We start from the raw sequence: 19,985 nt of genomic DNA on the forward strand, positions 1-19,985 counted from the left end.
GTCGCATGGTGCTTGCGCAGCTCTCCCACTCGCCGACGATAACATCGAGGTTGGTCCGGATGAACTTCGACAATCGCATCCCATTCCTCCCTCGCTCATGGTGGTGATCGCCGTCGGCGACCCATTGACGTCGCGCTGACCGACACGCTGGCACGTGCCTTCGGGCTTTGCACCCATTGCCGCCGGCTGGGCTACCGCGTAGACTTTTTAGATGGTCCGTATTGGCGGCCCCGAGGGCTGTCTCGCGGGATGTTGTTGCACTAGCCCAAGGAGCGCAGCATGAGCCTCCGGTCGTTCGAACACGCCCTCGCCCGGCTTCAAAAGGTCTTTGAACTTCTTGACGGAGCTGCTACCGCCCCGTTCGCCGGGAAGGTAGCGGAATATTCTCAATGGCTTTACTCGTACAACAAAAACGGCATCTGCTTCAATCCGGACCCCGCTGCGTTTAACGTTTTTGTCGCGCACGTTAAGGAAGCCGAGGCGTCCCAGCGACGCGGCGCGCTCAACGACGCACTTTGTGAAGCCTACGACGCGATGCGCGACCTGGCGAGCCCCGCGTTAAGGGCGGCCCGGTGTGACTCGCCTATGGACCTCCCCAGCGCGCCCAACGACTTGCTAGGTGGTACTCCAGGCGTTCCGGGTAATTCGCGAACAGCTTCAGTTCAGCAGCAATAGTATGCTGCACTGCATAAAATCGTTGAGCTTGACGGCAAGCAACCGACCAAAGCGACGCATTGCAGCACGCGCACGATGTCGCGCGAGAGCGGTCTGTTCGTTGCCGGAACGCGTGACATTGTTGGTTTGTATCTCGATCCGCCGACTAAGGCCATGGTGTTGTGTGTGGACGAGAAGAGCCAGATTCAGGCACTGGACCGAACTCAACCGATTCTGCCGTTGCCCCCCGGCATAGCCGTGCGCCATACGCAAGATTACGAACGCAATGGCACGACGACGCTGTTCGCGGCCACGGATATCGCCACCGGAGAAGTCATCGGCCAATCGCACCGGCGCCATCGCAGCACTGAGTTCCTCATGTTCCTGCGTACGATCGAAGCGAACCCTCCCTTCAATTGGACGTGCATCTGGTGATGGACAACTACGACCGAAGGAAGTCCCTGTGGGACGGGACTCACAACACACCGACCGTGCGCGCCTGGTTAGCTCGTCATCCGCGTTCTTGATATCCATTTCACTCCAACATCCGCTTCTTGGCTTAATCAGGTAGAGCGCTGGTTTGCCACGCTGACTGAAAAACAAATTCGGCGCGGGACCCATCGTTCAACACGCCAGTTGGAAGACCCGATTCGTCGCTATCTCGACATCTACAACACTGAGCCGCAGCCCTTCATCTGGACAAAATCTGCTGACGACAGCATGGCCAGTATCGAACGATTTTGTTTGCGAATCTCCAACTCAGGACACTAACGAAGTGATGCGTAGAAAACGTTGCGAGGCGACAACTCTTACGAAGCACCTGATGTCTTGCGACAGTTGCGAAACGCGAATGCTCCCAGGCTACGAAAGCGCCAAAGCGCCAAAGCGCGAACGCTGCAACAGAAAATCGTCGAGCAAAAGAGTGATCGAACTCAGTGGAACGAGTTCCTCAAGCCCTGTATCCAGACACCAACGCTATTGCAATCCACGAATGCCAAGGAAACCATTCCTCAAGGACAGCGCGGTCTCGAAGTATCCGAGGTCGTCCTCTGTCGTCCCGGTGAAACTAAGTTTGAGCACTTCCGCTCACAGCGGCGTTTGGCGTCGTCATCATCGATACATCGTTCGTCCTGGGACGCCCACATAGCAGACTGGCTTCTGCGACAAAACCATTTCGAGACGACACCCTCGCGTCGGGACGCAGTTGGTGTCGCAGCGGCCGCTCCATGCCTGTGTCGGCCACATCGGCGATGTCCACCACGACAGCTTAAGGCTGCGGCCTAAGTAATGGGGCAAAAAAAGCAACAGTTGAATATCGGGCAATACGGCCTACGCATCCGATTCGCCTGTCAATTTCGTGACCGCGACCTATAACCAAATTAGAAGCGCGCATCGAGCGTACCTCGCGCACGCCCACGATTCTCGGCATGCGTTCGACCGCGATTTGTCCGGTGTAAACACCTAGATTCATGGGCATCGTTACGCGGAATTCTCTGTGGCACGCGCATCCTGGGAGCGCTGCCCGGTCGGAACGTACGCCGTAGGTGGCGAGCAATCCTTTAAACCCATCATGTGCTGAGAAGAGGACTTAGGCCACCAAATATCAAGCAGGGAGTATCGACATGAAATCTGCTTATTTTGTAACCGTGATCGGTGCCATCTTACTTGTGTCGGCGAGCATCACGAACGCACAGGACATGCACCTGCGTGCGCAGCCGTCTGCACGGGCGAGCTTGCAGGATGACGCGAATGCTTCCGCTCAATCCAGCACGGACATGTCATACGGCGGGGTTGTGGCCACACGAAGCGAGGCCGGGGCGCCTCCACGTCCAACCCCGTGCGCTGATGCTAGTCAATGCAACTTCTTTTCCAAACACTGATGCAGCGGCGGCGTCCGAGCTAGAGCGGTGAAGCAGGTCGCGCTGCAGAACTGCATCGGTGCACACCAAGCGGCATCGACCTGCTCATCCAAACACTCGGACAACTTCTGCCGTGCCAAGGGGTGTCGGGCTGGCTCCAATCTCACGCCCGTCAGCGGCATCAAGCACTTGACGACGAACGGAGGGCGAGAATGCCTCAAGTCATCGTTGGACTCTTTTCGTCGTATCGCGATGCCCATGAAGCGCTTCGCGCTCTGCAGCTATTAGGATTGTGCCGCGATGACGGCCATCTCTATCGGACGGGACAGCACAACGCGGACGCACGATTCGTAGAGGGCGAGGATCCCCTAGAGGTAGAACCGCGGGCGCTGGACAGCGCAGAGTACGTGGCACACGGCGAACACCAAGGGACGGTGGGCACGGCCAACCGTTTTCGCGGTTTGGGCACCGGCTCGCCCGTGTTCGTTGACAGGGACGTCGACCCTTCAGTCAACGACGCTTCCGCGCGCACACTGCTTGTTGTCAACGAAACCAACGCCCTAAAACTGACCATCATATGCGAAGTCTTGTACGAGCACGGCGCGGTGGCACTGAAGGACCCTAGCGGTCATTGGCGCTTCTCGCCCTACAGGAGAATCTGCCGTAGCCAAGAGTAGGAAAGACCGGCAGGACTTGAGGGTCGTGAACCCATACCAGTTCTCGGGTCGAAAAGCCCGTTTGAGTTGTCCGCGAGGCTCCCGCGCGGACGTTGAGAAAGTCACACCGTGTCCGAACGTTAAGTCCCTGAGGTTTGCCTATGCCGGCACCCAACACGCAAAGCGACTTCAAAATATACGCGTCGTCCCATATAGACGCTGGGGGTATGCATATCGGCACCCTCAAGGTCGTTCGCAAGACCGACGGCCGCCTCCTATTCCCTTTCACGGGCGCGCCCGTTATTGGTCCTTTTTCTACGGCACTTGAGGCCAGGAGCGCTGCCACCATTTATGGTGCGCAAATCGTCGCCGATGATATAGAGAACCCGGAGACCTAACCCTCATACCGGAGGTCGACTATCCATTGCGACGACTGAGCAAAAAACGGCATCGCCGAACGCGGGGCTGAATGAGCATTGCCTTTCGAGTCAACTCTGCGGATTCATGAGCTCACGACCGCCATGCGTTTGCGTTGCAGTGCGAATCGCCAACAGCAAGCGCATGCGGTCAACCGAGCAATTTTGTAGATTTCCTCTCGCCAGGAGCCGGTGATCGAACGCACCTTGGATCGATTGAAACGGATGGCCGGCCATGTTGCGGTGTACCGCCGCATTCGCCGTTCCCACCGTAACCTGCATATCGCACTTGCGCCCTTACCTCCTGTTCCAACACGGTCACGCCTGTTGCGCCACGGCTTCTCCATATACGTGGAATGCTTCATGCGTGAGCCGGATTTAACGGGCATCGGAGCTGGACCGAGCCACCCAATAAAAAGACGGAGAACCCGTGATTGGCGTCATCATTCCGGCCCACAACGAAGTCCGTTGCATTGGCCCGTGCGTACTTTCGGTGATACAAGCGGCTAGGCACCCCGCGCTTCGCGGCGAGGAGGTGCGGATCATCGTCGTTCTCGATAGTTGCACGGACGAGACGGGCGTCGTTGCACAGTCGCTGGGTGCGGACATACTGCTTGTTCAGACACGCAATGTAGGAGTCGCGCGCGCGACGGGCGCCAAGGCCGCGCTAACGCAACAGGTCCGCTGGCTCGCCTTTACCGATGCCGACACGGTGGTGGCGGCCGATTGGCTCGTTCAGCAACTCGAATGCGGTGCCGACGCCGTGTGTGGGGTGATCAGCATTCAAGACTGGACCGGGCATTGCGATGCCGTGCGCGAGCAGTTTCTTACCACCTACTGTGACGCTGACGGGCACCGTCACATCCACGGCGCCAATCTCGGCGTTTCGGCCGAAGCCTACCTCCTGGTCGGTGGCTTTCTACCGCTTGAATCTAATGAAGATGTCGCGCTGGTACAAGCGCTGATCGCCGCCGAGGTAACGATTGCGTGGAGTGCAGCGCCCCGCGTCGTGACCAGTGCTCGGCTAGACTCAAGAGCCCCCAAGGGATTTGGCGCAACCTTGCGTGAAGTCAGCCGCCGGCTAACCCCGCGCGCGGGACCGATCCCCTTAGGACAACGCGAACCCGTATGAGCAAAAAGATAGAACTGAATGCGGTACCCTCGCGGCCGATCAACACGCGGTGGATTTAATGCCCTCGCGCAACGCACCATCGTGACTTTGAAATGGCATCGTCGAGTTCACTAGCGGACAAGAAGCGGCTGCCCACAGCATTGTCTCGGTACTCGTTGCAGCGAAAACAACCGCCATCGTTCAGGGCATACATTCATCATAGGTTGACCTTTGGTGACACGCCCACGGGTAGTCGCGTACATTGCGCAGGGCTTGCCGCCGACCACTTTGCGCGAGCGCAATCTACAAGCGTCGCGTCCGTTCGACGCCGATAGTCGTGGTCCGTTTAGACCGCGTCGCCTGTAGTTGTGAGTGTGCTGGCTTCAGCGGCTTGGCCGGCTGTGGCGACAGCCGGTTCTATGAATCCAGGCGCTGCGCCGGGACCGCGTGACGACGCGGTCTCGCGCGATCGGCGTCGAGCCGCCTCGATACTGAGGTCGACCAGTTCGCGAAACGATTTTGCCGCCGAAATTGCGCGCACCGGGAAGTCGCTAGGCCACGAACTTCCCGAGGCGATAAGGCCCACGATCAGATCCACTGCATTGGCACGTTGACGCAGCCGACGCAATAGATTGCGCAGGTACGGCTGATGGTCAGCAGCGTCAAGCGACACCACACAAACTATCGACACGCCAGTGAGATCAACTTCGCCAAAACGGCTGCGCGAAAAGTGCTCGTAACTCGCCAGATGTGTATCTAACCCGTGTTTCTTAAGAGCATTTCAAGCCCGTGCCGGGCTCGGCGTTGGCGGAGAAACGGAGATGAGGTATACCGGTGAACGGCAGCGCTGCGATGACCGGCAGACCAATGGTGCGCGCTCGCGGCATGCACGCCGTGGAGTGAGCCCGCTTAAGAGCATGGTCCGGGATTCGTCGGCGACAGTGGTGAGCGGCGCAAGCCGCATCCCGTTCAAGAGATCGAGTCAATTTCGACGATTCCCATGGCGCTGCCGTTCACTCACGATTCTGGAGCAGGCGATGGCGATGCGCAAGCGAGAAGAAGACGAGGTGTTCCCGAACGCAGCGGGGATCGATGTGGGCGGCTCGAGCCACTGGGTAGCGGTGCCCCGACAGGCAGATGACGAGCCGGTGCGTGAATTCGGGGCGATGACCGATGACCTGAACGCGATGGCCGACTGGCTGCTCTCGTGCGGGGTCGACACCGTGGCACTAGAGTCGACCGGGGTCTACTGGATCCCGGTCTACGAGGTGCTAGAGCGGCGCGGACTGGTGGTGTGGCTGGTCGACGCGCGGCAGATGAAGTACGTACCGGGACGCAAGAGTGACGTGCAGGACTGCCAATGGCTGCAGAAGCTCATGAGCCTGGGGTTGCTGCGCGCGGCCTGGCGCCCGGGCGATGAGGTCTGCGTGGTGCGCGCGGTGGTCCGTCAGCGCGAGGTGCTGCTCACCGAACAGGCCGACTGGGTGCAGCGCATGCAGAAGGCGCTGGTGCAGATGAACCTGCAACTGACCGAGGTGCTCACCGACGTGATGGGCATGACCGGGCAGGCGATCGTGCGGGCGATTGTGGCCGGCGAGCGTGACCCCAAAGTGCTGGCCCGGCATCGCAACGGCCGCGTCAAGGCCAGCGAGCGCGACATCGAGCGGGCGCTGACAGGCAACTGGCGCGAGGAGCACCTGTTCGTGCTCGGGCAGGCCCTGGCGATGGTCGACAGCCTGGCCCAGCGGGTGCTCGAGTGCGACGCGAAGATCGAGGCGTTACTGGCGCCACTGGGCTGCCACGAGGTCGAACTCAGCGGGCCGGGCAAGCGGCGCGGCAAGAACACCCCGCAGTTTGATGCACGCACGGCCCTGGCGCGCTGGGCGGGCGTGGACCTGACGCGCATCAACGGCCTGGCGGTCACCACGGTAATGACGATACTCTCGGAGATCGGCCCGGACCTGAGTCGCTTTGCCAACGTCAAGCACTTCTGTTCGTGGCTGGGACTGTGTCCTGGCACCAAGGTCAGCGGCGGCAAGGTGCTTAGTGCGCGCACCCGGCGTTCCACCAACCGGGTGCGCCAGGCGCTCAAGCTGGCCGCGATGAGCCTGTCGCGCAACGACTCGGCGCTGGGCGCGTTTTATCGGCGGTTGTGCTCACGTATGGACAAGCCGCGTGCGAATACCGCCGTCGCCCATAAGCTCGCCCGCATGGTGTACTTCATGCTCACGCGGGGCGAAGCCTTCGTCGACCAGGGCCAGCAGCATTACGAAGAACAGCAGCGTCAACGCAGCATCGATGCCCTCAGGCGCCGCGCGACTGCTCTCGGCTTCCAGATTACCCCAGCCGCGCAAACCCCTTGAAACATGGGGTTATCCTAATTGTTTCTCAAGAGCATTTCAAGCCCGTGCCGGGCTCGGCGTTGGCGGAGAAACGGAGATGAGGTATACCGGTGAACGGCAGCGCTGCGATGACCGGCAGACCAATGGTGCGCGCTCGCGGCATGCACGCCGTGGAGTGAGCCCGCTTAAGAGCATGGTCCGGGATTCGTCGGCGACAGTGGTGAGCGGCGCAAGCCGCATCCCGTTCAAGAGATCGAGTCAATTTCGACGATTCCCATGGCGCTGCCGTTCACTCACGATTCTGGAGCAGGCGATGGCGATGCGCAAGCGAGAAGAAGACGAGGTGTTCCCGAACGCAGCGGGGATCGATGTGGGCGGCTCGAGCCACTGGGTAGCGGTGCCCCGACAGGCAGATGACGAGCCGGTGCGTGAATTCGGGGCGATGACCGATGACCTGAACGCGATGGCCGACTGGCTGCTCTCGTGCGGGGTCGACACCGTGGCACTAGAGTCGACCGGGGTCTACTGGATCCCGGTCTACGAGGTGCTAGAGCGGCGCGGACTGGTGGTGTGGCTGGTCGACGCGCGGCAGATGAAGTACGTACCGGGACGCAAGAGTGACGTGCAGGACTGCCAATGGCTGCAGAAGCTCATGAGCCTGGGGTTGCTGCGCGCGGCCTGGCGCCCGGGCGATGAGGTCTGCGTGGTGCGCGCGGTGGTCCGTCAGCGCGAGGTGCTGCTCACCGAACAGGCCGACTGGGTGCAGCGCATGCAGAAGGCGCTGGTGCAGATGAACCTGCAACTGACCGAGGTGCTCACCGACGTGATGGGCATGACCGGGCAGGCGATCGTGCGGGCGATTGTGGCCGGCGAGCGTGACCCCAAAGTGCTGGCCCGGCATCGCAACGGCCGCGTCAAGGCCAGCGAGCGCGACATCGAGCGGGCGCTGACAGGCAACTGGCGCGAGGAGCACCTGTTCGTGCTCGGGCAGGCCCTGGCGATGGTCGACAGCCTGGCCCAGCGGGTGCTCGAGTGCGACGCGAAGATCGAGGCGTTACTGGCGCCACTGGGCTGCCACGAGGTCGAACTCAGCGGGCCGGGCAAGCGGCGCGGCAAGAACACCCCGCAGTTTGATGCACGCACGGCCCTGGCGCGCTGGGCGGGCGTGGACCTGACGCGCATCAACGGCCTGGCGGTCACCACGGTAATGACGATACTCTCGGAGATCGGCCCGGACCTGAGTCGCTTTGCCAACGTCAAGCACTTCTGTTCGTGGCTGGGACTGTGTCCTGGCACCAAGGTCAGCGGCGGCAAGGTGCTTAGTGCGCGCACCCGGCGTTCCACCAACCGGGTGCGCCAGGCGCTCAAGCTGGCCGCGATGAGCCTGTCGCGCAACGACTCGGCGCTGGGCGCGTTTTATCGGCGGTTGTGCTCACGTATGGACAAGCCGCGTGCGAATACCGCCGTCGCCCATAAGCTCGCCCGCATGGTGTACTTCATGCTCACGCGGGGCGAAGCCTTCGTCGACCAGGGCCAGCAGCATTACGAAGAACAGCAGCGTCAACGCAGCATCGATGCCCTCAGGCGCCGCGCGACTGCTCTCGGCTTCCAGATTACCCCAGCCGCGCAAACCCCTTGAAACATGGGGTTATCCTAATTGTTTCTCAAGAGCTGGATCGCAATAATCGCTGCAAGTTCGTCCAACTCTCCGCGCCCTGCGATACACAACACGGACGATGTGTGGCCTTCCAGCGTCGCGTCAAACACGGTCGGCGGCGCTTCATGCGCTTGCGGGTCTTCCGATCCAGTATGGGCCGCCTGCAAGTCCTTCTCTACATTCACCGGCGGACGCAGGCCGACGGCTTCTTCAAGGTCTTCAACAATATCAAGTGCCGATTCTTTGATGCGCTGAAGCTGAGCAACCGTCACGACGCCGCGAACCAGATCGCCGTGCGCAAATCGCAGGCCTTCGAGCGCGACTTCGTCGTAGTACGCCGTGAGCGAGCGCTCTTGCAGTATGGTTTCCGCCTGCACCAGCGCTTGCGTTGGATCGTTTGCCAGCAGGCGCTGGTAAAAGTTATGCGCAGGCGTGAGCGCGGGCTGATCACCGAAGAGCACGTCGAGAAATCCGAGTCTGTCCACATGACGCCCGAGAACCAGAAGGCAGAGCGTGAGCGGTGTGGACAACACGAACCCGATGGGCCCCCAGATCCAGCTCCAGAAGATGGCCGCGACGATCACGGCGAGCGGCGAAAGGCCCGTGCTGTGCTTCCACAGCATCGGCTCGACGACGTGGCGTGCGATCACATCGGTCATACCGAACAGCGCCACCGTCCAGACCAGCATCGTCCAGCCCGGTCCGACGGTAGCAGCGAGAGTCATCGCAAGCAGCGCTGCGACCCACGTGCCCACGTAGGGAACGAAACGCAGCAACACGGTCAGCAGCCCGAACAGCAATGCCCCCGGCACACCGATCACGGTGAGCCCGATCGACACGATAATTCCAACACCGAAATTGATCCCGAGCTGTGCCAAAAAATAGCGGCTCAGGCGTCGCGCGGCTTCGTCCAGCGCGGTCGCGGTGCGATGCAGATCGCGTGATCCGAACAGCCGAATCAGTCGGTCACGCAGGTCGACGCGCTGCAACGGAGTAACGATAGCAACGACAAGCACGATGCCAGTGGTTTCAAGTGGATTGATGACGGGCGACAAGAAGCGCTGCGCAAGCTGGAGCGCCGACGGCGACGGCTCATACACCTCGACCTGCATGGGCGAGTCGTTGGTTTCAGCCGCGGCATTGCCACCCGTCGTTGGGGGCGGCGTATGAGTCGGGGTCACGCGCTTCAGCGCGCTCGCAGCGTTGCCCAGAAGCGCGTCGGGGCGCCCAGTCGTCAGTTCCTGCAGGCGCACGACCTTACGCTCGATCGCCACTTGGTACTGAGGCAACGAGCCGGCGAGTTGGGCGACCTGCGCACCAATCAAAGCGCCAACCGCAAGCACGAAACCCAATGCAACAAGAACCGCAACGACCACCGAAGGAATCTGCCCGAGCTTGCACCGCCGCAAGAGCTCGACGAATGGCTCGACCAGGAAGCTCAGCAGCACGGCCAACGTGATGGGTATCAGTGCCTCGCGTCCGAAGTACAACGCACCAATCACCGTGACGCCGGCGACCACCGACGTAAGCGCCCGCCAGCCGGGCGCTTCGGGTGCCAGCACGTTCGCGGGCGGTACGTTGGGGGGGCACGGGTCGTTCATTTGGTGTCTCAGCAGATTGCTCTATCACGGGTATCGTTTTCCGACGGCGGTCATCAGTTGCGACGTGCACTGGTATTTCCGCTTTCAGTTGAGCCTGCACGACATTGAAGATGTGGTTGTTCGAGCGCGGGGTCGTCGTCAGCTATCAAACGTTCGGCGCTGGTGCGAACGGAATGAACGGCCCGCCAAGCGGCGAGGATATGCAGCAGAATGTAGACCCTCACTGAATGTAGACCCTCACTCACAGGCTGACGGAATCGAGGTGCCAAAGCTGGAGGATCATGAAGGTCTTAACTGGCAAATCGGAGTGGCCATCATGACGTATACGATCGTGGGCGTGGATATCGCGAAGAACGTGATGCAGATTCATTGGGTTAATCCGGACGGCGGCGAAATCGTGAACAAACCCACGACGCGTTGCGCCGACTTGTGGCTAACCTTTGGTGCGACGGCGCGACCGCTATTCGGAACAGCGCGGTGAAAACCGTACCGCGGACCCCGCCCTCTTCTGTCTCGGCGCGCTTGTTACGAAATAGAAGTGGTCCTACACCGTTCTCAGACGCTGAAAGCCGCGTCTACGCCGCCGCAACGCGGCAGTGCAGAGCGACGGCTGGCCATCCGACGCGGACGGCTTACTCGTGATTTCAATGTTCGAGCGGCTTGATGTCAGGATCACCTTCCACCACGTCTTTAGTCGCTGACCAGTACGACTGCCGGTTGTAGTAGCTGTGCGTCGACGTTCCCCACGTCGCGTCTGCCATCGATGGCCAGTGGTCCTTGTCGAAGCCCGGGTCGTCCTTGAGACGCTGCGCTGAAAGGTCAACATAGAAGCACTTCTCTGCGGTGTCGAGAGCCAGCGCACTCCACGGGATCGCATGTAGTTTAGACCCCATCCCGAGGAAGCCGCCCTCGGACAGGACCGCGTAGGCGATGCGTCCGCCACGAACGTCTAGTGGTCTGCGTCAAACAGATTGCATCTTATTCAGTTTGGCCCTGGCACGCGTGACTTTCGCGAGGATGTCGGAGGCTTTTGCTGTCCAGATGAATGGTTTCGGATGACGATTGTGCTTCTGCACGTACTGTTCGATTGTGCTGACCAATTCGGGTACCGAGCGGAACGCCGCACGTCGCAACTGGTTCACTGATAAGTCACGAAAGAAGCGTTCGACCATGTTGAGCCAAGAGGCACTGGTGGGCGTGAAATGCATGTGGAATCGCGGGTGCTTGGTAATCCATGCCTGTACTTCGGGATGCTTATGGGTTGCATAGTTGTCAGCGATCAAATGCAGCTCCTTGTCCTTGGGCGTGTTGCGATCGATCTTGCGCAAGAAGCTCAGCCACTCCTGGTGACGATGTTTAGTCTGGCACTGGCCAATGACACTGCCATCGAGCGTGTTCATCGCGGCAAACAGCGTCGTCACACCATGGCGCTTGTAATCGTGCGTCATCGTTTGAGCGCGACCTCGCTTGAGCGGCAAGCCCGGCTGGGTCCGATCAAGCGCCTGGATCTGGGACTTCTCATCGCAGCACAGGACCAAGGCGTGCTCCGGGGGATCGAGATACAGCCCGACGATGTCCTCGAGCTTCTCGGCAAAGTGCTTGTCGTTCGATACCTTGAAGCTCTCTAACCGATGCGGCTTGAGGCCATGCGCCTGCCAGATGCGCCGCACGCTCGCCTCACTTATGCCGGCCACCGCTGCCATGCTGCGTGTGCTCCAATGCGTCGCGTTATCCGGACGTTGCTGCGTCGTCAGTGCCACAACGGTCTTGACCTTACGCGCGGAGATCTTCGGCTTGCGCCCGGGTCGCGTCTCATCCCGCTCGATCCCCGTCACACCGTCAGCTATAAAGCGAGCGCGCCAGCGTGCTACTGTGCCTCGCCAGATAGCCAGGTCCGCACCGATCTCTTTGTCTGTCTTGCCCTGCGCTGCAAGCAAAATCATCTTGGCGCGCTCAGCCAGTCGAACCGGAATCGTTCGGCCAGTAGCCCACGTCTTTAACTGTTTGCGCTGTGCTTCACTTAGCTCAACTTTCGCCGCGATTCGCATGAGTTCTCCCTCCGTATCAAGGAGACTCGTAAATCGCGATTAAGTTGCATTATTTGTGACGCACTACACTAGCATGATGTCTGAAATTTTTCCCACATGCTCGCCGTCTGCCGACATCACCTTGTTCCCGTCAAGCGTCGCTGCGGCCATGATGTCCGGCCCCGGCCCTTCGCCAATACCGCCGCCAACGATGTCAGCTCCGCCTCGGGCGGCACCTTGCGGGTTAATTGAGCCCATGATTCACCTCCTCAAAAAGATGTTATTCAATTTCTAATTCAATAGTGTAATAATAAGCACACCTTCCATGTAGAGGTGCGCGCGATGGTTCGTCAAGCGACAGGCGGTGAGGTTCTTGAACGTGCAAAGAAACTCATTGTCGAGGCCAGAACGGTGGATGAGTTGCGGCAGGCTCAAGCGGTACTGTTACCGCTCGAATTCGGTCTGACGCTCGCGCAGGCTGCGCAAGCGATCGGCGTATCGGTTGGCTGGGCCTGTCAGTTGCGCCGGCGCTTCATTCTGGCTGGCGGGATGCCCGAAGTCGACCGCCCCAGGCCGGGCGGTCGACGCCGCGAGAATATGACGTGGGAGGAAGAAGTGACCTTTCTTGCGCCCTTCTTCGAGAAGGCCAAGGTGGGCGGCATCCTCGTGGTCGGCGAGATCAAGCGGGCGCTGGATGAACGGCTGGGACGCAAGGTTGCCCTGGCCTCCGCCTACAACCTGCTACACCGTCATGGCTGGCGCAAGCTCGCGCCTGACAAGCGACACCCCAAAGCCGATGTGGCCGCCCAGGAGGCCTGGGAAAAAAACTTCCCGACTTCCTCCTCGAAATCGACCGCGCGTGGCCGGGCCAAGGGCCGATCCGGCTGATGTTTCAAGACGAAGCGCGCTTCGGTCGCATCTCCGATACGCGGCGTTGCTGGTGCCCCAAACCGGTTCGTCCGTTGTGTCAGGCCATGGTGACGCAGGAGTACACCTACGCTTATGCGGCCGTCTCGGTGACCGATGGCGTGCTCGACTCGCTGATCCTGCCGCACGTCAACGCCGCCTGCATGCAGCTGTTTCTCGATGAGGTCTGCGCGCGCCATCCCGACGAGCGCATCGTGATGGTTCTCGACGGCGCCGGGTGGCATCAGAGTGCTGCACTCAGACTGGCGCACAACCTGCGCCTGCTCACACTTCCGCCATATTCGCCCGAGCTCAATCCCGTTGAACATCTCTGGGATGATCTGCGCGAAAAGTCCTTTCACAACCGCGTATTCGACAGTATCGATGCGCTCGAACACCATCTGTGCGACTCGCTTCGCCACCTTGAACTGGATCACCAACGGGTTCATTCCATCGTCGCGTGGCCGTGGATCATTGATTCACTATTGAATTAGAAATTGAATTAGCTCTTCCATTGCGCAAGCGGCGTACCCGAGCTATCGGCGGTACGGGATGGCGAGTTTAGCGTCAGCACATACCGGTTGAATCACTCGATGCGTCCCAGTTTGCAAGGAGGACTCTCACGTGCGTCTCTCTTTTCTAAACGTGTTTAAAAATCCCGCGGTGTTTCCTGCTCAGCCGTTCCATTTCGCGCTCCTCTTTAGCTGCATCATTAACATTCGACTTGGCCACAACCATGTGTGGATCAAGCGACACCGTTTTCCGTGTGGAATTAAGTCCATTGAATTTAGCTTGGAAGAAGCGACAAACGTCGACAAAAGTCGTCCCGACCCTAGCAGAGGCGCCCTCGCCCTATGGGCCGTGATGGCATGTCGATTGCGGCTGCCTCCTTATAGCGGGATGTGCCGTTGCGCAACTCTCCGCCTCGTGAGTGAAGGAGACTGCCATGCGATTTTCGACAAAGGGACTGTTGGTTTCGGCGTTGATTTTGAGTTTCGGCGGTGCTGCTCACGCGCAGGGTGCAGGCGGTGGTGGCGCTGGTACAGGCGGCGCCGGTGGGGCGGCGGGAGGCAACGGCGCTGGACAGGGTGGAACGGGGACGGCGACGCCAAATGGAAACGGCACTACCGGTTCAACGTCGGGGGCGTCGGGTTCGAGCACAATGGGAACGTCGTCAGGCAATTCGCAGACAAAAATGAAAAAGGGGACGATGGACGCGCCTGCCTCAGCCAGCGGTATGAAGAAGCCCTATTGACGGGGCGCTGTCGAATAAAGAGACATTTGAGCAAAGCGCCGCGGTGTTCGCTACTTTCTGGATTTTCACGGACACTGGCATACCGAGATGTGTCATCCGGGTCAGTGCAGACACACTGAAGCATCCCACAAAACGGGAGGCGGCCACAATGTTGACGAAAGCTGGCGAAACAACGATCGCGCAGCCGGAACTATGGGGACCGAGTTGACGGATAGAGAACCGAGGTAAGGAGGTCTGCACATCTGCGCGAATTGAGGCGGTTTTATAGAAAGCAAAACATTCCCACGACTGCAGCGGCCATCACAGCTGTCGCCAACCAGCCTACTACCCGCAACCTGCCCGAGATGGCGAACTTTCCCATAATGCTTGAATTTGATGCCATCTTCATCATGAGCACCATGATCGGGACTGAGGTGACGCCGTTAATGACAGCGCTCCAGAAAAGCGCCTTGATCGGGTCAATCGTCGTAAAGTCGAGCGCAAGGCCAACTACGGTCGCAAGAATGATGATTCCGTAGAACCGCTTGGCAAGCTTCGGAGCCAACTCCAAGCTGTTCTTCCACTCGAACGTTCCTGCCATCGCATAGGCCGCGGACCCGGCCAAGACCGGTAGCGCAAGCAGCCCAGTACCGATGATGCCAATACTGAACAACAAGAACGCAAATTCTCCGGCGATTGGCTTCAACGCCGAGGCGGCTTGCGACGTCGTTTCGATATCGGTAATGTGGTGCGCGTGGAGGGTCGCGGCAGTGGCGAGAACGATGAAGAAGGCGATCAAGTTCGAAAACCCCATTCCGATAAACGTATCGAATTTGATCCGTTTTAGATTGGACGCCCCTTGCGACGGCGCGTGCTTGAGCGCGCGCTGCCCATGCCGTGCTTGTAGCTCCTCGACCTCTTGCGAGGCTTGCCAGAAAAACAAATAAGGGCTGATTGTCGTACCGAATACCGCGACGACGGTTGTGACATAGGCTCCGTTCCAGGACAGCTGCGGAAGCACTGTCCGAATCGCCACGGTTGTCCACGGAATCTGAACGGCGAACGCAACGCCAACGTAGGCAAATAGGACAAGGGTCAGCCATTTGAGGACGCGAACATAGCGTTGATACGGTATAAAAACTTGCAGGACTAGCGAAAACAGCGCGAGGCATACTGTGTAAATACGCGTCGGCCCGCCAACGACCAGGTTCACGGCTGCACCCATGGCTGTGAGGTCGGCTGCAATGTTGATCGTGTTCGCCACGAGCAGGAGAATGACTGCGCTGTAGAGCAGCCAAGCCGGGTAGTGGCGTCGGATATTCGTCGCCAGTCCATGACCGCTGACCCGACCAATCTGGGCGCTGATGATCTGAATGGCAACCATCAGCGGATATGTCAGCAGGATCGTCCACAGAATGTTGTAGCCGAACGCAGCGCCCGCTTGAGAGTATGTTGCAATGCCGCTCGGGTCATCATCGGCCGCGCCGGTGATCAGTCCCGGTCCTAGCTTCGCGACCCATGAGTTGACTTCGGTAGGACGCTTTGATAACGGGTCAACATTGGTTTTCATAGCGGCTCGGTAACCTGGAAATGAAAAATGCCGGTGTCACTGTTCGGTCGTCGTGTCCTCTGGTCACTGCCGACATTCGTCCGGTCTCAACGCGTGTTTTGGTACTCACGAATCGTGACGAACGCAAAACCACGGATCCTGATGACACATCCTAATAGGCGTATTCGTATTCTTCATCGTCCGAACGGCAGAAGCGCCTGGTAGCTCCATCATAGACCCTGGCAAAGCCAGTTTGTCGGTGGACGCCGCTGCTATCGCGGTACTGTACGCAGCCGACGAAAAATACTAGATCTCGGTCATCGGTTGTCTCGCGACCGTCAAAATCATCCGGGCGTGTGATCGTCGCAAGGCCCGATTCGCCGGAACCGAGGGAATTTCCGTCGTAATCACATTTAATCAACGAACGATTTTCAAAGGACACATCGTCTCGCCTAGACCGAAATATGTGCGCCTCGATGCATTCAATCTCGGCGTCGGTCTCCCCGGTGTTGATGTAGTTAAATCTAATGCCGAAGGGAGTGCCAATCTCGTATGGGGTATCTAAATAGACATTCTTGACCATAATTTTTGGTCTATGTGTAGAAACAAATTCTCTTTGAGCAATCTCCTTTTGTGTTTCGGAAATTCTCGATTGTCGGTAGGCAATGAAAGCTTGAAAAACAAGAATCACTAAAGTCAACGGAGTAGATAAATCTGGCTCTTTTGAAAACTCAGTGGGGTGTGCCAAGAACGCGAGCATCAACTGACCGATGTTTGCGGAGCTTTACCAAAGATGAAGGAAGGCCCTTCGGAGTCGGCTTGCAGGAGCAGGCTTCAAACCGCCACAAGCTGCGTGGGTAAAGAGCCCTCGTGGTGAGCGTTGTTGGAAAAGGCAGGGATCTACTCTGTCAGGTAGGAATCAAAGAGACGAACGTAAGTGAACCGCTGATGACGTGTCGATAATTTCATGAACTGATGTCAAAACCGGAGAGCCCACTGAGTTATGGTCGAAAGTGGTGTTCGGGTGAGGCAGGGATTTGAAGGCGGTGGCGGTTTAGCTGAGAATGTTGCTTGTCTAGAGTAACAACCAGCCAAACCGAGATCCACCACCAATGAAGAAGGTTACAGAAGAAACAAGCGCGGGTAAATCGGAAGCACGGCCCAACGGACTTGACGATTTGATTCAACAGGGCGCGCGGCAGATCGTCCAGCAAGCAATCGAGGCAGAATTGGCGGCATTGCTAGAAAGATACGACAACGTGAAGACCCTTGATGGAAGGCGAACTGTGATTCGCAATGGCTACCTGCCTGAGCGCGAGGTTGTCACGGCGATTGGCCCGGTCACCGTGAAGGTGCCGAAGGTTCGCGATCGCTCGGGCTCGGGCGTGAAGTTCAATTCGAACATCGTGCCGCCCTACATTCGGAAGTCACCCCGCGTGTCAGCGGCGTTGCCTTGGCTGTATCTACGTGGCGTCTCGACCGGCGACATGGGCGAGGCGCTGAGCGTGCTGCTGGGCGAAGAGGCCAAAGGTCTTTCGCCCAACGTGGTCAGCCGTCTAAAGGCTCAGTGGGCCGACGAGCACGCTCTTTGGAATCAGCGTGATCTGTCAACCGCCCGCTGGGTCTATTGGTGGGCCGATGGCATCCACACGGGGCTGCGCAGCGACGATTCGGACGGCCAGTGCTTGTTGGTCATCATCGGCGTGAAGCCGGACGGAACGAAAGAGCGCGTGGCGATCGGCGATGGTTTCCGCGAGTCGAAGGATGCCTGGTGCGAGCTCTTGCTGGATCTGAAGGCACGAGGCCTACAAAGCGGTCCACTGCTCGCGGCCGGCGATGGGGCAATGGGGCTGTGGGCAGCATTGGCCGAAGTGTTCCCAAAGACTCGACACCAGCGCTGCTGGTTTCACAAGACTGGAAATGTACTCAACGCTTTGCCCAAATCGCAGCATGGTCGGGCCAAAGCTGGCCTGCAGGAGATCTGGCAAGCCGCCACACGCGAAGAAGCGCTCGCGGCCTTCAACCGCTTTATTGACGCTTATGCGGCCAAGTATCCGAAGGCGACGGAGAAACTCACAAAAGACAGTGATGAGTTGCTTGCCTTCTATGACTTTCCTGCCGAACACTGGCAGCACTTGCGAACGACCAATCCCATTGAGTCGACCTTCGCCACAGTTCGGCATCGAACAACTCGCACGCGCAATTGCGTTTCGCGTCCGACCTTCCTTGGCCTCGCATTCAAGCTGATTGAGTCGGCGGAAAAATCGTGGCGGCGCATTCGTGCGCCCGAAAAAGTCGCCTCACTGCTCGAAGGTGTTCCTTTCAAAGACGGACTACCGGTGACCGACAGCACACCGGCTCAGCAACCGCTTGCCGCCTGATCAGACCGAACTTCCCAAACACCACATTTGACTTTATCTCGAGCCCACTGGCTCCGGGACAAGATTGAGCGATGCCTGCTTACGGCCCAATCGGCATCCGGCATAAAGGCGGCGTGACTTTGATTCAGGCTTTGGTAAGGAACTTGGGAACCTGTCGTCCCGATGTGAAGGGAGAAATCCAAGCGGAAGGCCTCCGCAAGGATGAGAGTACCGATGCGGGGCACAGGGGCGGAGACGTCTGTAGTAGGGTTGAAGGTCCTGTAATGGGACTGGACCGAAGGGGCGTCATCGTCCGGCGTTATCACGTCGGCAACTTGAAAGAGGAGGACCGGAGTGAATAACGCAAAGCCGTTTTGCATTTCCAAGCGAGAGGTGTTGGAGGCGTATAAGCAGGTGAAGGCCAACCGCGGGGCGGCGGGTGTGGACAAGCAGTCGATGACGGAATTCGAGGCAGACCTGAAGGATAATCTGTATCGAATCTGGAATCGGATGTCGTCTGGCAGCTACCTTCCGCCTCCGGTCTTGCGGGTTGACATACCAAAAGACGGGGGTGCGGGGACGAGACCGTTGGGAATACCAACGATTTCAGATCGAATCGCCCAGACGGTGGTCAAGCGATATCTGGAACCGCTAGTGGAACCGGTGTTCCACAACGATTCATACGGGTATCGTCCAGGACGGTCAGCGCATCAGGCGCTCGATGTGGCCCGGCAGCGATGCTGGAACCATGACTGGGTGCTGGACCTCGACATCAAGAATTTCTTTGGCAGCATTGATTGGGAACTCATGATGCGGGCGGTGCGCTGCCATACGGACTGTGCGTGGGTGCTGCTGTATATCGAGCGCTGGCTCAAGGCGCCGGTGCACATGCCGGACGGGACCGTAGTGAAACCGGATAAGGGCACCCCGCAGGGTGGTGTCGTTAGTCCGGTGCTGGCGAATCTGTTTCTTCATTATGCGTTCGACCGGTGGATGAAAAAGTCTTATCCGGACGTGCCGTTCGAGCGTTACGCCGATGACGCCATTTGTCACTGCAAGAGCGAAGCGCAGGCTCGGCGGCTCAAGCAGGAACTGGAGGCGCGGCTTGCGGAGTGCAAGCTGGATCTGCATCCAGAAAAGACCAAAATCGTGTACTGCAAGCAGGCCAACAGGCGTGCCGACTATCCGATCTGTCAGTTCGACTTCCTGGGCTATACGTTCAGACCGCGAAGTGTCATGAACCGGATGGGTAAGCTGTCAGTCGGCTTCACTCCGGCCGTAAGCAACAAGGCAGCCCGAGCGATGCGTCAAGAGATGCGCCGCAAGGGGCTGTTGCGTCGATACGATCTGGATTTGAATGACCTGGCGGACCAAACACGCCCGATCCTGCGAGGTTGGATGCAGTACTACGGGCGGTTCACTCGCTCTGCGCTCGCCAAGGCACTGCGTGCGGTTGATGCTGCACTGGTGCACTGGGCGCGCCGGAAATACAAGTCTCTCCAGCGCCGTAAGGCACGGGCATGGGTCTGGCTAGCGGGGGTCAAATCTCGTCAGCCCGGCCTGTTCGTCCACTGGGGTATAGAGGCGACGGTTGGGCGATAGGAGCCGGATGA

General features: G+C 59.0%; 17 protein-coding genes and 3 pseudogenes. 13 read left to right on the forward strand and 7 right to left on the reverse strand.

Translation table 11 applies throughout. The features are described 5' to 3' along the window. Nucleotides 1-279 precede the first annotated feature (279 nt). The 5 genes and pseudogenes from SBC1_RS35450 (at nucleotide 280) to SBC1_RS35465 (ending at nucleotide 4,717) form a co-directional block, all read left to right on the forward strand. Nucleotides 280-675: a hypothetical protein gene (locus SBC1_RS35450; RefSeq protein ID WP_165105772.1), complete on the forward strand. Its 396-nt coding sequence runs from the start codon at nucleotides 280-282 to the stop codon at nucleotides 673-675. Nucleotides 676-717: 42 nt separating this feature from the next. Next, nucleotides 718-1,425 (forward strand): annotated as a pseudogene (locus tag SBC1_RS35455) (IS630 family transposase); the annotation flags it as partial. 1,300 nt (nucleotides 1,426-2,725) lie between these two features. After that, nucleotides 2,726-3,190, forward strand: a complete 465-nt coding sequence (locus SBC1_RS35460) for a hypothetical protein (RefSeq protein WP_165105769.1) — start codon at nucleotides 2,726-2,728, stop codon at nucleotides 3,188-3,190. 140 nt (nucleotides 3,191-3,330) lie between these two features. Then, nucleotides 3,331-3,567, forward strand: a complete 237-nt coding sequence (locus tag SBC1_RS40730; protein ID WP_370469737.1) for a DUF6723 family protein — start codon at nucleotides 3,331-3,333, stop codon at nucleotides 3,565-3,567. Between the two features lie 448 nt (nucleotides 3,568-4,015). Further along, nucleotides 4,016-4,717, forward strand: a complete 702-nt coding sequence (locus SBC1_RS35465) for a glycosyltransferase family 2 protein (RefSeq protein WP_165105766.1) — start codon at nucleotides 4,016-4,018, stop codon at nucleotides 4,715-4,717. A gap of 325 nt (nucleotides 4,718-5,042) precedes the next feature. On the opposite strand, the gene SBC1_RS35470 is transcribed toward SBC1_RS35465, so the two are convergent. Beyond that, a complete protein-coding gene (locus SBC1_RS35470) occupies nucleotides 5,043-5,372 on the reverse strand; it encodes a hypothetical protein (protein WP_165105764.1) in 330 nt (109 codons plus the stop codon). Nucleotides 5,373-5,733: 361 nt separating this feature from the next. Here SBC1_RS35470 and SBC1_RS35475 point away from each other — a divergent pair, with 361 nt between their 5' ends. Both SBC1_RS35475 and SBC1_RS35480 read left to right on the forward strand, forming a co-directional pair. Continuing rightward, nucleotides 5,734-7,059: an IS110 family transposase gene (locus SBC1_RS35475; RefSeq protein WP_165092324.1), complete on the forward strand. Its 1,326-nt coding sequence runs from the start codon at nucleotides 5,734-5,736 to the stop codon at nucleotides 7,057-7,059. A gap of 292 nt (nucleotides 7,060-7,351) precedes the next feature. Beyond that, nucleotides 7,352-8,677, forward strand: a complete 1,326-nt coding sequence (locus tag SBC1_RS35480) for an IS110 family transposase (RefSeq protein WP_165092324.1) — start codon at nucleotides 7,352-7,354, stop codon at nucleotides 8,675-8,677. A gap of 14 nt (nucleotides 8,678-8,691) precedes the next feature. On the opposite strand, the gene SBC1_RS35485 is transcribed toward SBC1_RS35480, so the two are convergent. Then, complete coding sequence (locus SBC1_RS35485) at nucleotides 8,692-10,296, reverse strand: AI-2E family transporter (protein WP_165105761.1); 1,605 nt, start codon at nucleotides 10,294-10,296, stop codon at nucleotides 8,692-8,694. A 316-nt stretch (nucleotides 10,297-10,612) separates the two neighbouring features. Here SBC1_RS35485 and SBC1_RS35490 point away from each other — a divergent pair, with 316 nt between their 5' ends. Then, nucleotides 10,613-10,777: a hypothetical protein gene (locus SBC1_RS35490; protein ID WP_165105002.1), complete on the forward strand. Its 165-nt coding sequence runs from the start codon at nucleotides 10,613-10,615 to the stop codon at nucleotides 10,775-10,777. A 163-nt stretch (nucleotides 10,778-10,940) separates the two neighbouring features. Here the strand turns inward: SBC1_RS35490 and SBC1_RS35495 are convergent. The 3 genes and pseudogenes from SBC1_RS35495 to SBC1_RS35505 all read right to left on the reverse strand — a co-directional run. Continuing rightward, nucleotides 10,941-11,249 (reverse strand): annotated as a pseudogene (locus SBC1_RS35495) (PRC-barrel domain-containing protein); the annotation flags it as partial. Between the two features lie 9 nt (nucleotides 11,250-11,258). Further along, complete coding sequence (locus SBC1_RS35500; RefSeq protein ID WP_165105758.1) at nucleotides 11,259-12,344, reverse strand: IS630-like element ISBmu8 family transposase; 1,086 nt, start codon at nucleotides 12,342-12,344, stop codon at nucleotides 11,259-11,261. 69 nt (nucleotides 12,345-12,413) lie between these two features. Next, nucleotides 12,414-12,581: pseudogene (locus SBC1_RS35505) on the reverse strand (PRC-barrel domain-containing protein); the annotation flags it as partial. Nucleotides 12,582-12,665: 84 nt separating this feature from the next. Between SBC1_RS35505 and SBC1_RS35510 the strand changes: the two are divergent. From SBC1_RS35510 to SBC1_RS35520, 3 genes are all read left to right on the forward strand, one after another. Beyond that, nucleotides 12,666-13,211, forward strand: coding sequence for a winged helix-turn-helix domain-containing protein (locus SBC1_RS35510; protein WP_165105756.1), 546 nt, complete (start codon nucleotides 12,666-12,668; stop codon nucleotides 13,209-13,211). Then, on the forward strand, nucleotides 13,211-13,723 hold the full coding sequence (locus tag SBC1_RS40250; RefSeq protein ID WP_241202502.1) for an IS630 family transposase: 513 nt from the start codon (nucleotides 13,211-13,213) through the stop codon (nucleotides 13,721-13,723). Before SBC1_RS35510 ends, SBC1_RS40250 begins: the two co-directional genes overlap by 1 nt. 452 nt (nucleotides 13,724-14,175) lie before the next feature. After that, nucleotides 14,176-14,484: a hypothetical protein gene (locus SBC1_RS35520; RefSeq protein WP_165105754.1), complete on the forward strand. Its 309-nt coding sequence runs from the start codon at nucleotides 14,176-14,178 to the stop codon at nucleotides 14,482-14,484. A gap of 262 nt (nucleotides 14,485-14,746) precedes the next feature. Here the strand turns inward: SBC1_RS35520 and SBC1_RS35525 are convergent, their stop codons facing one another. After that, entirely contained in the window at nucleotides 14,747-16,033 is a 1,287-nt protein-coding gene (locus tag SBC1_RS35525) for an NRAMP family divalent metal transporter (RefSeq protein ID WP_165105752.1), read from the reverse strand. A 151-nt stretch (nucleotides 16,034-16,184) separates the two neighbouring features. Further along, nucleotides 16,185-16,772 carry a hypothetical protein gene (locus SBC1_RS35530; protein WP_165105749.1) on the reverse strand — a complete coding sequence of 196 codons (588 nt, stop codon included), beginning with the start codon at nucleotides 16,770-16,772 and terminating at the stop codon, nucleotides 16,185-16,187. 352 nt (nucleotides 16,773-17,124) lie between these two features. Here SBC1_RS35530 and SBC1_RS35535 point away from each other — a divergent pair, with 352 nt between their 5' ends. Together SBC1_RS35535 and ltrA are read left to right on the forward strand one after the other, a co-directional pair. Then, nucleotides 17,125-18,393 carry an IS256 family transposase gene (locus SBC1_RS35535; RefSeq protein ID WP_165989158.1) on the forward strand — a complete coding sequence of 423 codons (1,269 nt, stop codon included), beginning with the start codon at nucleotides 17,125-17,127 and terminating at the stop codon, nucleotides 18,391-18,393. A gap of 393 nt (nucleotides 18,394-18,786) precedes the next feature. Continuing rightward, nucleotides 18,787-19,974, forward strand: a complete 1,188-nt coding sequence (gene ltrA, locus SBC1_RS35540; RefSeq protein ID WP_371826766.1) for a group II intron reverse transcriptase/maturase — start codon at nucleotides 18,787-18,789, stop codon at nucleotides 19,972-19,974. Nucleotides 19,975-19,985: the final 11 nt, after the last annotated feature.

Origin of the sequence: Caballeronia sp. SBC1 (assembly GCF_011493005.1) — a bacterium.
Taxonomy (GTDB): Bacteria; Pseudomonadota; Gammaproteobacteria; order Burkholderiales; family Burkholderiaceae; genus Caballeronia.

Excerpts from the sequence above, each read along its gene's own strand:
- SBC1_RS35450 (WP_165105772.1), top strand. The coding sequence starts at position 280 with ATGAGCCTCCGGTCGTTCGAACACGCCCTCGCCCGGCTTCAAAAGGTC.
- SBC1_RS35460 (WP_165105769.1), top strand. The coding sequence starts at position 2,726 with ATGCCTCAAGTCATCGTTGGACTCTTTTCGTCGTATCGCGATGCCCAT.
- SBC1_RS40730 (WP_370469737.1), top strand. The coding sequence starts at position 3,331 with ATGCCGGCACCCAACACGCAAAGCGACTTCAAAATATACGCGTCGTCC.
- SBC1_RS35475 (WP_165092324.1), top strand. The coding sequence starts at position 5,734 with ATGGCGATGCGCAAGCGAGAAGAAGACGAGGTGTTCCCGAACGCAGCG.
- SBC1_RS35480 (WP_165092324.1), top strand. The coding sequence starts at position 7,352 with ATGGCGATGCGCAAGCGAGAAGAAGACGAGGTGTTCCCGAACGCAGCG.
- SBC1_RS35485 (WP_165105761.1), bottom strand. The coding sequence starts at position 10,296 with ATGAACGACCCGTGCCCCCCCAACGTACCGCCCGCGAACGTGCTGGCA.
- SBC1_RS35490 (WP_165105002.1), top strand. The coding sequence starts at position 10,613 with ATGACGTATACGATCGTGGGCGTGGATATCGCGAAGAACGTGATGCAG.
- SBC1_RS35500 (WP_165105758.1), bottom strand. The coding sequence starts at position 12,344 with ATGCGAATCGCGGCGAAAGTTGAGCTAAGTGAAGCACAGCGCAAACAG.
- SBC1_RS35510 (WP_165105756.1), top strand. The coding sequence starts at position 12,666 with ATGGTTCGTCAAGCGACAGGCGGTGAGGTTCTTGAACGTGCAAAGAAA.
- SBC1_RS40250 (WP_241202502.1), top strand. The coding sequence starts at position 13,211 with ATGTTTCAAGACGAAGCGCGCTTCGGTCGCATCTCCGATACGCGGCGT.
- SBC1_RS35520 (WP_165105754.1), top strand. The coding sequence starts at position 14,176 with ATGCGATTTTCGACAAAGGGACTGTTGGTTTCGGCGTTGATTTTGAGT.
- SBC1_RS35525 (WP_165105752.1), bottom strand. The coding sequence starts at position 16,033 with ATGAAAACCAATGTTGACCCGTTATCAAAGCGTCCTACCGAAGTCAAC.
- SBC1_RS35530 (WP_165105749.1), bottom strand. The coding sequence starts at position 16,772 with ATGCTCGCGTTCTTGGCACACCCCACTGAGTTTTCAAAAGAGCCAGAT.
- SBC1_RS35535 (WP_165989158.1), top strand. The coding sequence starts at position 17,125 with ATGAAGAAGGTTACAGAAGAAACAAGCGCGGGTAAATCGGAAGCACGG.